Origin of the sequence: Actinomycetospora succinea (assembly GCF_004363095.1) — a bacterium.
Lineage (GTDB): Bacteria > Actinomycetota > Actinomycetes > Mycobacteriales > Pseudonocardiaceae > Actinomycetospora > Actinomycetospora succinea.
The window spans coordinates 1-12,036 of sequence record NZ_SNYO01000016.1; the positions used below are offsets into that span (position 1 = coordinate 1).

Annotated in this window: 12 protein-coding genes; 9 read left to right on the plus strand and 3 right to left on the minus strand. The window is 72.8% G+C overall.

The features are described from left to right. Positions 1-196: 196 nt before the first annotated feature. The 9 genes from EV188_RS30500 to EV188_RS30540 all read left to right on the plus strand — a co-directional run bounded on the left by EV188_RS30500 (position 197) and on the right by EV188_RS30540 (position 5,496). Complete coding sequence (locus tag EV188_RS30500) at positions 197-997, plus strand: GAF and ANTAR domain-containing protein (RefSeq protein WP_133830117.1); 801 nt, start codon at positions 197-199, stop codon at positions 995-997. 134 nt (positions 998-1,131) lie between these two features. Further along, positions 1,132-1,764: an RNA polymerase sigma factor gene (locus EV188_RS30505; protein WP_243742119.1), complete on the plus strand. Its 633-nt coding sequence runs from the start codon at positions 1,132-1,134 to the stop codon at positions 1,762-1,764. Further along, positions 1,761-2,420, plus strand: a complete 660-nt coding sequence (locus tag EV188_RS30510; protein ID WP_243742129.1) for an Asp23/Gls24 family envelope stress response protein — start codon at positions 1,761-1,763, stop codon at positions 2,418-2,420. Before EV188_RS30505 ends, EV188_RS30510 begins: the two co-directional genes overlap by 4 nt. A gap of 164 nt (positions 2,421-2,584) precedes the next feature. Next, positions 2,585-3,121 (plus strand): Asp23/Gls24 family envelope stress response protein, encoded by a 537-nt coding sequence (locus EV188_RS30515; RefSeq protein WP_133830119.1) that lies wholly within the window; start codon positions 2,585-2,587, stop codon positions 3,119-3,121. Next, positions 3,118-3,537: a hypothetical protein gene (locus tag EV188_RS30520; RefSeq protein WP_243742120.1), complete on the plus strand. Its 420-nt coding sequence runs from the start codon at positions 3,118-3,120 to the stop codon at positions 3,535-3,537. Before EV188_RS30515 ends, EV188_RS30520 begins: the two co-directional genes overlap by 4 nt. A gap of 73 nt (positions 3,538-3,610) precedes the next feature. Then, positions 3,611-3,799, plus strand: coding sequence for a hypothetical protein (locus EV188_RS30525; protein WP_133830120.1), 189 nt, complete (start codon positions 3,611-3,613; stop codon positions 3,797-3,799). A gap of 9 nt (positions 3,800-3,808) precedes the next feature. Beyond that, a complete protein-coding gene (locus tag EV188_RS30530; protein ID WP_133830121.1) occupies positions 3,809-4,324 on the plus strand; it encodes an Asp23/Gls24 family envelope stress response protein in 516 nt (171 codons plus the stop codon). A 62-nt stretch (positions 4,325-4,386) separates the two neighbouring features. After that, positions 4,387-4,869 (plus strand): DUF6286 domain-containing protein, encoded by a 483-nt coding sequence (locus tag EV188_RS30535; RefSeq protein ID WP_133830122.1) that lies wholly within the window; start codon positions 4,387-4,389, stop codon positions 4,867-4,869. 39 nt (positions 4,870-4,908) lie between these two features. After that, positions 4,909-5,496, plus strand: a complete 588-nt coding sequence (locus EV188_RS30540) for an alkaline shock response membrane anchor protein AmaP (protein WP_133830123.1) — start codon at positions 4,909-4,911, stop codon at positions 5,494-5,496. On the opposite strand, the gene EV188_RS30545 is transcribed toward EV188_RS30540, so the two are convergent. The 3 genes from EV188_RS30545 to EV188_RS30555 all read right to left on the minus strand — a co-directional run bounded on the left by EV188_RS30545 (position 5,456) and on the right by EV188_RS30555 (position 11,896). Continuing rightward, positions 5,456-7,285 carry a GAF domain-containing SpoIIE family protein phosphatase gene (locus EV188_RS30545; RefSeq protein ID WP_133830124.1) on the minus strand — a complete coding sequence of 610 codons (1,830 nt, stop codon included), beginning with the start codon at positions 7,283-7,285 and terminating at the stop codon, positions 5,456-5,458. The two genes, EV188_RS30540 and EV188_RS30545, sit on opposite strands and share 41 nt — an antisense overlap. A 384-nt stretch (positions 7,286-7,669) precedes the next feature. Beyond that, positions 7,670-8,524 (minus strand): helix-turn-helix domain-containing protein, encoded by an 855-nt coding sequence (locus EV188_RS30550; protein ID WP_133830125.1) that lies wholly within the window; start codon positions 8,522-8,524, stop codon positions 7,670-7,672. A 153-nt stretch (positions 8,525-8,677) separates the two neighbouring features. Then, positions 8,678-11,896 carry an arabinosyltransferase domain-containing protein gene (locus tag EV188_RS30555; protein ID WP_166660182.1) on the minus strand — a complete coding sequence of 1,073 codons (3,219 nt, stop codon included), beginning with the start codon at positions 11,894-11,896 and terminating at the stop codon, positions 8,678-8,680. Between the last annotated feature and the right edge of the window lie 140 nt (positions 11,897-12,036).

Genomic DNA, 12,036 nt, shown 5'->3' on the forward strand with positions numbered 1-12,036 from the left:
CAACCATCTGGGATCCGGTTCGGACAGTGCTCACCGGCCGGCGGCTCGGACACCGGAGTCTGGACCACGACCACGCCGGTGTAGCCCCATTAGGTTGGGGTCGGCTGCTCCGTTGACGGGCCCGGACCCCGCTCGCCCATCGGTGTTTCGACCAGCTACACCGACCTGGCCGGGATCGAAGGGAGAGCCGCCGACGATGACTTCTCACGACCCCTCGCGCGATCACACGGGCGATCGGTCAGTCGCCGATGTCGACGTCCTCGAGGCCTTTGCTCGCGCGCTCCTCAACCACGAGAGGCACGACGAGCACGACGAGCTCGAGCGCACCCTTGGGCTGGTGGTCGCCCATGCCGTCGACAGCCTTCCCGCCGTGCAGGGAGCCGGCGTCTCACTGGTGACGCGGGATGGCAGCGTGACCTCGTACGCCTCCAGCGACGACAACGTGGCCGCCCTCGACGCGCTGCAGGGCACCTTGAGCGAGGGACCGTGCTACGACTGCATCCGCGAGCAGTCCCCGGCGATCGTCAACGACATGGCCGTTGCCGGGGTCGACCGCTGGCCGCGGTTCGCGCCGGTTGCGCTCGAGCATCGGGTGGCAGCGATGTGCTCGGTTCGGCTCGTCGCCCGCCACCACAGCGCGGCGGGCACATTGAACCTCTACGCCACCCAGCCCGGAGCGTTCGACGCCTCCTGCCTCGCCACCGCGTCGCTGATGGCATCCCACGCCGCGCTCGCGGTGCACGCCGCCCAACGCATGGCCGACTTCGCTGAGGCGCTAGAGTCCCGTGACGTCATCGCCCGAGCCAAAGGCATCCTCATCGAGCGGTTCGGCCTGAACGACGAGGAAGCCTTCGAGAGATTGAGAAACTCGTCGCAGACCACGAACGTGAAGCTGCGTGACGTCGCCGCGTGGCTGGTCGCCGACACCATCGGTGAGGCGGACAACATTCCTACCCCGCGCCCGCGGCCGAATCATCACGAAGCGCACCAGCCATGAGGCAGCGCAGAACCCGGTTGCGCGATGCCGGGCTGTGATTCCGCATCGGCGCCCGATCTCGTCAGACGATCAGGTCTGAGGTCAGGGCAGCCGTGAGAAGGCGGTCCCGGAAGCCGAGCGACCTGGACGGAGCCGTGTGTCCGGTTCCTAACGGCGAGGAAACCCGGCGTCACCGCCGGGCGCTCGATACCGGTGTCGGCGGCGACGGCGCTGCCCTGCGCGCGACGCGGGACGCCGAGGACGGCTGGCTGGTCCGGCAGGCCCGCGCAGGGAGCGCCGAGGCGTTCGAGGTGCTGATCACGCGGCACCAGGATCGAATCTTCCGGATCGCACTACGGGTGCTCGGCAACCGTCACGACGCCGAGGACGTCATGCAGGATGTCCTGATCCAGCTGTGGACCGGACTGGCCGGATTCGCGGGCACCAGCGCGTTCACGACCTGGCTGCACCGCGTCGTGGTGAACCGATGTCTGAGCCGGGCCCGCAGCGTTCGCCGTACCGAGACGGTTCCCGGACCGAGCGAGGCGGGCCATCCCACAACACCGGCCGCGGGCCGGCAGGTGCAGGATCAGGCTGAGCTCGCGGTGGCCGCCCATGCGGTCGCCGGCCTGCCGGACGATCAGCGCAGCGTCTTCGTGCTCTGCCAGCTCGAGGGACTGAGCTACCGGGAGGTCGCGGTGATCCTGCGCCTTCCGGAGACCACCGTGCGGGGCCGTCTGGCCCGGGCGCGTGAGCGACTCGCACAGGCGATGGAGGAGTGGGCATGACCGACGATGCCCGGCCTCGAGCGGCCGATCCCGAGCGGGCGGACACGCTGCCGTGTGGAACAGATTCGGCGAGCCTGCTGACCCAGGTGTGCGAGGGCCGGGGCAGCGAGCTCACCGAGCACCAGGCGGCCTGTCCCCACTGCCAGGCCGAGCTCAGGCGTTGCCGCGAGCTGTGGTCGCCGGTCGACGGGCTGGCCCGGGAGCCGGTCCGCGCACCGCAGGCCGTGGTGGCGCGCGCGCTCGCGTGGGTGCGGGAGATGGCCGGAGACCAGCCGCAGGCGGCGAGGTTCCGGATGGCGGACCTGCCGGACGGTCGGACCGGACCGGCAGGGGAGTCGTGGATCGCCGCGCGGGTGGTGATCCGGTCGGCCCGTCTGGCCGCCGAGCAGGTCGACGGTGTTCGGGTCGCCCTGGGTCACCTTGTCGCTGCGCCGTCCGCTACATCTTCGGCGGCTCCCCCCCAGGTCGGCTCTCCGGCTCCCGACGGCTCGCAGGACGAGCGCACGGTGCTGGAGGTCGCGATCGCGGCGGACTATGGCCAGGACCTGTATGCGCTGGCCGAACGCATCCGAGTCCGGGTCGTCGACGAGGTGCGGCAGCTGACGGGTCGGGCGCCCACCGCGGTGGACGTGCTCGTCGACGACGTCCTCGCCTAGCGCCCCTCTCTGTGACCCAGCACACAAGGCCATGGCCGTGACGAATCCCGGTGGACCGCGTCCAACGTTCTGAGACCCACCGAGCGCGCCCAGCCCCTGCGTGTTCGCGCCAGCTCGACGCCGGGTCCCCGATCGATCTTCCCTAGCTCTAGGAGCCGTCTGCCATGACCACGCCCGCTACGTCCACCGGTCCCACCGCGACCACCACGAATGCCGCCCCGAACGGCCCCGCCACGGGCGTCGGCTCGGCGATGTCCTCGACGCCCGCCCGTGCCGGCGGTCTCGACACCGAGTTCGGCAGGACGACCATCGCCGACCCGGTGGTGGCCAAGGTCGCCGGCCTGGCTGCCCGCGAGATCCCCGGTGTCCACGGGTTCGGCGGCGGCGCGTCGCGGGCGTTCGGGGCGATCACCGAGCGCCTGCCCGGTGGCCGGACGTCCTCGAGCCAGGGCGTGTCGGTCGAGGTCGGCGAGCGCCAGGCCGCGGTCGATCTGATCATCGTGGTGGAGTACGGGGTCGCGATCGCCGACCTGTCCCGCGCGATCCGCCGCAACGTGATCGGCGCGGTCGAACAGATGACCGGCCTGCAGGTCGTCGAGGTCAACGTGAACGTCGTCGACCTGCACCTGCCCAGCGACGACGACTCGGACGACGACTCGCAGGACCAGGGGCCGGCGCGCTCGACCAACCGGGTCCAGTGACCACCCCGCAGGACCCGGGGCCGGCCTCCACCGGTCCCGGGCCGATGCCGGCCGGTATCACCGGCGCACCGGGAACGGAGCCGACGGCGAGCGGCCTGCCACGGTTCGATCCGGCTGGTCCGCTCGCGGCGCCGGTCGCACGGGACGTCGACGCGCTCGCCGAGCCGGTCGCCGCCGCGGTGCTGGCCTGCCCGAGCGTGGCGGGCCTGTCCGGCGGCCCGTTCGGGACCGTGGGCACCTACCTGCCCGGGCGCCGTGTCACCGGGGTCCAGATCACCGACGCCGAGGTCACGGTTCGCATCGTGGCCCGGCCCGCGCCGCTGCGGCGCATCGAGGCCGAGGTCCGCGCCGCGGTCGCGCCCCTGGCGCCGGGCCTGCCGGTGCAGCTCGGCGTCGACGACCTCGACGCCGGCTGACCCCTCGCCGTCTCCCACTCCGCCGCCGGTCCCACCGGACGCCCGCGGCGCCGATCTCCTCTGGAGCTCCCTCGTGTCCAACACTGTTCTCGGCCTGCTGGTCGGTCTCACCCTCGGTCTCGCCGCTGCCTTCGGTGGCGTCAACGCGTTCCTGGTCGTGCTCGTCCTGGGCCTGCTCGGGTTCGTGGTCGGGCGATTCCTCGACGGGCAGCTCGACGTCGACGGCCTGACCGGTCGCGGCCGGTCGAAGACCCGGCTCTGAGGGCCGGCGATGACCACACCAGACACCGGCGTCGGCCATGAACCCGGAGCGCACCCCTCCCAGGCCCTGGAAAAACGCCTGGTCGCCACCACCGTCAACACCCCCTCGCCGACGACCGGACGCCACGCCGCCCCGGAGGAAACCGACGACAGGAGCACCGACGATGCCGCCGAGCGCGGGTCGCTGACCATTCACGACGTCGTGGTGGAGAAGGTCGCCACGGCTGCGGCCTCGGAGGTCGAGCACGTCGGGGGCGCCACCCGCCGGGTGCTCGGGGTGCCGACCGGCCACGAGGACGGAGACGGTCGTCCGCGGGTGTCGGCGAAGGTCTCCGGGCAGCTCACGTCGCTCGAGATCCGCCTGGCCGTCGCCTATCCGGCCTCGGTGCGCGCCACCACCGAAGCCGTCCGGGCGCACGTCCGGGACCGTCTCCAGGAGCTCACCGAGCTCACCGTGACCCGGGTCGACATCACCGTCGCCGCCCTGACGGCCACGAGGACGAGCGCGAAGCGGGTGGTCGCATGATCCGCCGCCCTCGCCGCAGCACTCCGGCCACGATCGTCGCGCTGGTCGTACTCGCGGTCTGCGTGCTCGTCGTCGTCTGCTGCGTGCAGGCCCTTCTCGGCCAGGCCCCGCTCATCAGGTTCTCCCAGGTGCTCGAGGTGACCGCGGGGCAGCGTTGGAACAGTGGTGCCACGATCGCCGTCGCGATCGTGCTCGCGGTCCTCGGGCTGGTCCTTCTCCTGGCCGCGATCCGCCCGGGCAAGCCGACCGTGATGCCCCTGGTGCGGATGACCGATGCCGACGGCGCGCCCGGCGCTGACGCCGGCGTACGCCGCACCAGCCTGAGCAAGGACCTCACCACGACCGCCGAAGGTGTACCCGGCGTCGCCAGGGCAACGGTCAGCGCCCGCCGCAGCCGGGTCACCGCAACCATCACCGTCGCCGCGGCCGACCCCACCGCGGTCCCCGACACGGTCCGTGGACGCCTCGAGTACCGCCTGATCGAGGTCGGTCCCGCTCCCCGACCGAAAGTCCGCGTCAAGGCTCGCCGCGCCGACACGGGCTGAGAGCCGACCCATGAACCTCATCCCGGACAGGAGGCCGTGATGGCCAGTCCCAACCGGCCCGCCCGGCTCAACCGCAGCCTGCTCCTACTGATCGCGATCGTGTTGCTCGCCGCGGCAGCGTTCACGCTGCTGCTCGGGTTCGGGGTCCTCGCCGGCCTCGGCGTGACCAGCCCCGAACCCGGCTCACCGCTCACCGCGGCATCGCCGGCCCCGCCGACGTGGGTGGCCTACGTGACGATCGTCGTCGCCGTGGCGGTCGGGCTGCTCTGCGTGCGGTGGCTCGTCGCCCAGACCATCCGCAAGCCCTCCTCCGGAACGTGGCGACTCGAGAACGACCGAGCCACCGGGACCACCCGGCTGGACGCGCAGATCGCGGTGGACCCTCTGGTCGACGAGGTCGGGACCTACCCGGGGGTGCACCGCGCATCGGCCCGACTCTCCGGAACCGCGACCCGCCCGTTCCTGCACCTGGTGGTCGGCACCGAGGACGCCGCGGACATCACCGCGCTACGACGGCGTATCGACAGCCACGCCATCCCGCGGCTGCGCCAGGCACTCGACCTGCCCACCCTGCCCGCCGACCTGCTCATCCGCCTCGACGACGCCCGCTCGGCCCGTCTGTCCTGACGCTCTCGTTCTCGCCGTGGTTGGCGCGTGGCGCAGGCTCGAGCCGGATCGCCAGCGCGACGACGTCGTCGTCGGCGCCGGGCGCGAGCTCAGAGACGACGGTGTCCACCAGGTCTTGCGGTGACAGGGCTGCGTGGCGGGTCAGCGTGTCGCGCAGGCGGGCGGTTGCCTCGTCGAGGTCACCGCCGGGCCGCTCGATCAGGCCGTCGGTGTGCAGGAACACGGTGCACCCGTCGTCGAGGACGACCTCATGATCGATCCGTGGCCGGCGGACCGCGACGGGGAACCCGAAGAGCGGGTCGACACCCTCGAGCAGTGCAGTGGACCCGTCCGGGGCGACGATCAGCGGTGGGGGATGCCCCGCGTTGGTCCAGGTCATCGACCAACCGCCGTGGGTCCGACGGCGCAGGTGCACGAGGACCGCGGTCCCGACGAGTCCGAGGCCGTCGCCGGCATTGGCCCGTTCGACCGCGGCCAGGGCCCGGGAGGGCGGGCCGGCCACGTCCCAGGCCGCCTGGCGCAGCATGGAGCGCATCTGACCCATCCGCACTGCGGAGTCGAGGGTATGTCCGACGACGTCGCCCACGGACGCCGCCACGATCGGCGGCGACTCCCCCGTGGCTCCGGGAAGCAGGGAGGCGTCGTACCAGTCGCCGCCGACGTCCTCGCGGTCATCGGCAGGCTGGTAGCGGGCCGCGATCTCGACACCCGAGACCGCGGGCAGCGGCGCCAGCATCGCGGCCTGCATCTCGTGGGCGACGAGGACCCGTCCCTCGACGAACCGCACCCGGGGCACGACCTGAGCGACGTAACCCGCCACGGTGGCCGCGAAGAGGCGGTCCGCATCCGAGAGGTGAGGGTCGACAGGCCAGCCCAGCACCATCAGGCCGAGGTCGCTCACGCGTCCGGTGAGCCGCACCACCAGAGCCGTGTGCGCGTCGAGGACCGCGAGCCAGGAGCCGACGCCCGTGGGGAAGGCGCCGTCGGTCTGACCTCCCGAGCCGATGTCGACGACGGCGTCATGCGGGGCGGTCGTCGCCGCCGCGCTCGGTTCCGTCCAGGGAAGGACGGCGCCGTCGGGCGGGGTGGTGGGTCGGCCGTCGTGGAGCCGGTAGACGCCGCCGCCCTCGTCCTGGAGCGCGAGTGCGACCGACGAGGGGCGCAGCGTCGGCGTGATCAAGTCGGCGAGGCGCGCGCGGAGTCCGGCGAGGTCCGAGACGTCGCTGAAGGCTTGAGAGGCAGCCAGAAGGGACTGGCTGCGTCGATACGAGGTGGAGAGGTCCCGTTCGACGCTGTCGCGGCGACGGCGTTCCTCCTCGGCGTCCACCCGCGCCAGGCGCAGTCGCAGTTCGGCCGAGCATCCCTCGGCCAGGCCGCGCAGGAGTTCGAGGTCCCGCGGTGTCCAGGCCCGCGGGTGCTGGTCGATCGCGCACAGCGAACCGAGGACGTGACCGGCGGCGTCGGTGAGGGGCATTCCGGCGTAGGCGATCACCGACAGGTCGCGGATCGCGAGGTTGTCGCGCACCCTCGGGTCCTCGCGGGAGTCGCTGACGATGAGCGGTTGCGACGTCGCGATCACGTGCTGGCAGAACGAGTGGCTCAGCGGTGTGCGGCGGCGCTCGGCCCACGGCTCCGGAAGACCGGCCTGGCCGGGAAAGACCTGCTGGTCGGACTGCACGAGCGAGACGAGGGCCACCGGCACGTCCAACCAGCGTCGGACGCGCTCGGCGATCCCGTCGAGGACGGGGTCAGGTGCCTCGTTCAGGCCGGAGCGAGCCAGCGCGCGCATGCGTGACGGATCGGAGATCGGATCGCACGGTGCCGTCGTGACCCGGTGGTCATCAACGCTCGGTACCACGCGACTCTCCTACGCCACTAGCCGGACCTCGATCATCGCCTCGAGCCGTTGTCGGCGCCGGAGCATCGCACGAGCTGGCTCGTTCCGGCCACGATGCCGCGGTGCACGCCCGCGAGAGCAGGAGGGTAGGGGCGCGGTCCCTGGTCATGTCGCCGACGGAGCCCCGTCGTCGCCGCCGGCCGGGCGATGCCACCAGGTCACTACCAGCCACGAGCGACGGCCCCGACGCGGAAGGCATGGAGGGTGCGCGGGACGGGGCCGGCCCTCCGCAACGCCCCCTGAAGCACGAGTCGGGCCAGCGTGTCAACGCTGGGCTCAGCAAGGGCGCAGGCCGCTGGCCGTCCGAGGTGGCACAGAGCTCTGCCCTCGAGAGCGGTCGGCGGCGAGTTCCTGGGCGACGAGCAGGTGCAGACGTTCCTCGACTGCGGTCGAGATCGGCAGCCGTTGAGCGCGTGCTGTGGCGATCAATGCCTGGATCGAGACCTCGATGGACCGATGCTGGAACGACTCCGATCGACGTACGGCATCGACCGCACGGTCGAGCACGTCGCGTGGATCGGGAACGTCTGGACCATTCGAGGCGTGCAGGGTCTGGCTCGGAGAGCACCCGAAGACACGCCTGTACTCGCCGGCGAACCGCCCGGTGTTGGCGAAGTGCCATCGGCTGGCGATGTCGCTCACCGTGACCCGGTTGCCTCGGTGACCGGCGGAGAGGTCGCGACGGGCGCCCTCCAGGCGGACCTGGCGCAGATAGCCCAACGGCGTCTGCTGTCGTTGTTTGCGGAACGACTGCTGCAGCCCACGAACGCCGATGTGAGCAGCTGCGGCGATCTCCTCGATGCCGATCACGCTCCGGGCGTTGGCGTCGATGAACGAGACCGCGCGCCTCACCGTGTGTGAAGCGGCGCTGAGGTGCTCCTCGCGTGGCCCTGCCACCAACGTCTCGGCGAAGTCTCGGACCCCTCGGTCGCTGTCCCGTGCCATCGCCACCAACATCGTCGAAGCCAGCTCGACATCCTGGCGGTACCGCTCCATGAGCACGCCGAGAGCAACGTCGATCGGATCGTGGTTACCTGGCATGTCGCCCCCCTTCACGCCAGCCGACCTGCTTGCGCAGAAGGCGATGACGCGCGCGTGCGCAGCCGCGACACCGACGATGCGGACGACCATCGCACGGAGTACCCCCGGAACGCACGAGTTGTCGCGACCGCGTGATGTCGGATGCAGCCGCAGGGGGCGTTGAACAGCAGGGTCGCCATCGAGCAGGCCAAGGGCGGGCTCGCCCTGTCGAGGCGACGGCGCGGAACCGCGGCCGAGTCGCGATCAGGGCGCGAAGACGGTCCGAGGCTCGCGCACGGGAGGGGGATCGCCGTCGGTGCCCGCGATGCGGGTGGTGACGGACCGCACGTCGTAGGCGTCCCGCGCGAGGTCGTCGTCGGCTACGAGCAGGCGGCCCCACGCACGGCCGGGTTCTCCGGCGAGGCGGGTGTCGACCTCCTCGAGGTCGCCTGCCTCCAATGCTCCGGCGAAGCTCCCTCCGACGTCGGTCCCCGTCGAGAGGCCGGCACCGCCGCCGGTCCACACTTCCGGGACGATGTCGCCGGGGATGCCGTCGTCGAGGATGCGGCCGCCGACCGGGTCGGTGGGTCCTCGCGGAGCGAGGATCAGCGCGCCGGGTGTCGTCGCGAGCCCCCGGCCCACGGTGGCGAGGTCCCTCAGGCACGGCCACGCCAGGGCGAGCGTCCAATCGACCAGGACGCGTCCGCGGGCCGCCAGGTACGCGGTGATCGGCGTGAGGTCCACAATCCGCGGACCGGTGACCGCGACCCAGCCACGCTCGTCGGTGCGATCGTCGCGCGCGACGACCCGAACGCGGTCGGTGCGGGCGGGGATCGCGTCCGAGGACACGGTGAGGGTCCGCCACGTGGACACGTCGCGGAAGCGGTCCTGCAGCTCGGCCCCCTGAGGGTCGGGAGCGAAGCCGCGGTATCCGCGCTCGGGAGCCGGTGCCTCGAGCAGACGGCGTGTGCCCTGGGGCGTGACCGTGTCCGGTCCTGAGCGACCGTACTCGAGCATGATCGAGGCCCCGTTCTCGGTACGGCCGGCGACCGACAGGGCCAGTTCCTGCCCGGCGCGGGGCGTCGGGAGGGCGAACCATGGGCTGGTGAGGGTCCCGACGCCGGTCGGTCCGACATCCTTCGATCCCCAGGCGAAGGTGTCGTCCCGGGTGCCCTCGTCGTCCTGGCCCGGCCGCGCGGGCAGCGGGTCGCCCCATCCGCCCCCGGCCACGAAGCCGTCGAGATCGGCCCGATCGGACCCGCTCTGCGGCAGCAGCGGCCCGCCGTTCGCCGTGGTGAGCACCTGGACGCGGTCCTGCAGGGCGCACGCGGCACCGGCCTCCGGGTCGCGTGCCGAGGCCAGGTTCGCGGCGCCGAGCGACCAGCCACCCGGCGGTGGCGTCGCGGCCACGGCGAAGGAACCGGCGAGGACGGCGACGGAGGTGGCGGCGGCCAACACCGCGAGTGCCGCGGGGCCGACCGCGGAGGCGACGGCGAGCCGGCTCGGCGCTCCCGCGGCCCGTCGGCGCCGGGTGATGACCCCGGCGCTCACCGCCGACGTGGCGACCGCTCCGGCGACGAGCCAGAGCACCGGCGAGTCGAAGGGCGTCACCGGCGTCGTCGCCCACGGCACGTGCGCGTTCGAGTATCCCCACCAGGCGTTCGGTCCCGAGAAGGCCGCGGTCGCCGCGGCGACCACGCCCAGCGCCGTCCCGGCCCCCGTAGCGCGCAGGGCCCTGCCCGGCTCCGGTCCCGCCCCGAGTCGTGCGAACGCGACGACCACGGCGACCAGGGAGACCGCCCCGAAGCCGGCGAGCGCGCCGAAGTGGTGCGACCACTTCGACGGCGTCACCGCGAGCAGCGCGAGGCCGACGGGTCCGAGCAGCAACAGGACCGGTTCGCTCGCGCGGGGGCCCAGGGCGGCCCGCCCGCGGCGTGCCAGGAGCGCTATCGAGGCCGGGGTCGTCACGACCAGCAGCAGGACCGGCAGTCTCTTGGTCGCCGACCCCCAGCTGTCCTGACCGAGCAGATAGCTGTAGCGCAGCCACTCGGCGTACCAGGGCTGGCTCGGGCCGAACTGCTGGTGGATCGAGGTCGCGACGAGCAGCCCGTGCCACGACTGGCGGGCGAAGACGACGACCACCGCGACGGCGGCGATCCCGGCGAGCGCGACGAGGACCGCCGCGACGCGCCCGGCGGCCGCCGAACCCGCGTGCTCGCCGCGGACCAGCTGCCCCAGGCGCGGCAGGGTGAGCAGGAACGGCGCCAGTCCGAGCAGTCCCGAGGGCGCGACGGTCACCGTCAGCGCGGCGACGCCGGCGGCGATCCCCAGCCACGGCAGCGGGTGGCGGGTGTCGGCGTGCACGGCCCGCAGGACCAGCACGAGGACCGCCGTCACCCCCGTGGCCACGAACGACTCCGGGCGCGTGCCGAGGTCGTAGGGTAGCCACCAGGCACCGAGCGCCACCATGGTCAGGAGCCGGACGCCGATGCCGGCTCCGGCTCGTCGCCCGAGGGCCGGGAGCACCCCGCGGGTCACGAGGAACCACAGCGCGATGCCGGCGACCACGCTCGGCAGCCGCAGGGTGAGCGCGTCGACGCCACGGTCCACGACCAGGCTCACCAGCAACTGGCTCGTCGCGAACGGGGCCTCGGACGCGTCGAACCACCGCACGTAGTTGCCGACCGGCCCCCCGTCGGCGGCCGCGCGCGCGATGAGCCCGGCGAATCCGTCGTCGTCGGTCAACGGGCCCACCACCGACCACCAGGAGACGGCGACGACCACGCCGACGTCGAGCGCGGCGAGCGCCCAGGTGCGGGGTCGGCGTAGCACGTCGAGTCGCCGTCGCAGGGTGCGGCCCGGCCCCGGCACGGTGGCGCCTCGGGCGTCGTCGCGGACCGGACCGGAGCGGTCGACGACGCCGAGAAGGGCGAGGAGGGTCAGAGCGAGTCCGGCGAGCCCGAGCTGGAGTCCGAGCAGGGTCGACTTCTCCGGGGTTCGGGCGTTGTCGAACCACGACGGTGTGCGGGCGCGGAAGGAGAGGCCTCCCGCGGCATCGCCGCGCAGGTCGGTGGTGATCGCGAAGACTTCCGGGACCGGGTCACCGGGCAGGTCGATGACCGTACGATCGTCGAAGGAGGCCCGTAACCCGGCGGCGTCCGCGTCGACCCGCAGCGTGCAGTCGCCCCCGGGCAGCGCGAGCGCCTCGGCCCGGCCCCCCGCCAGCAGCCGTGGAGTGCCCTCCACGATGCGGATCGCGAGCCCGGAGGAGGCCCCGGTGGTCGTGGTCGCGAGCACTGTGGTCTCGGCGGAGGCCCGCGACGCCCCCTGCAGCGCGGTGCAGGGGACGGTGGCCTGCAACTGCGCCGGCCGGTAGGGGACGAGGAAGGCTGTCGTCGGCGCGGGCTCCTCTCCTGCCCGCGGCCAGGTGATCGTGGAGGTGGTGGCCTCGACCGGAGCGATGGCGACGAGTCCCGCGACCACGGTCGCGGCGAGACCGACGACGAGAGTGACACCGAGGAGGAGCCGACGCAGGTGGTCGCGCCTGCGTGCGCGCGGGGACGGGACCCTCTCGTTCCCGCTCCCCGCGTGCTCTGCCGGACGGAGCAGTGAGGTGGCGGTCA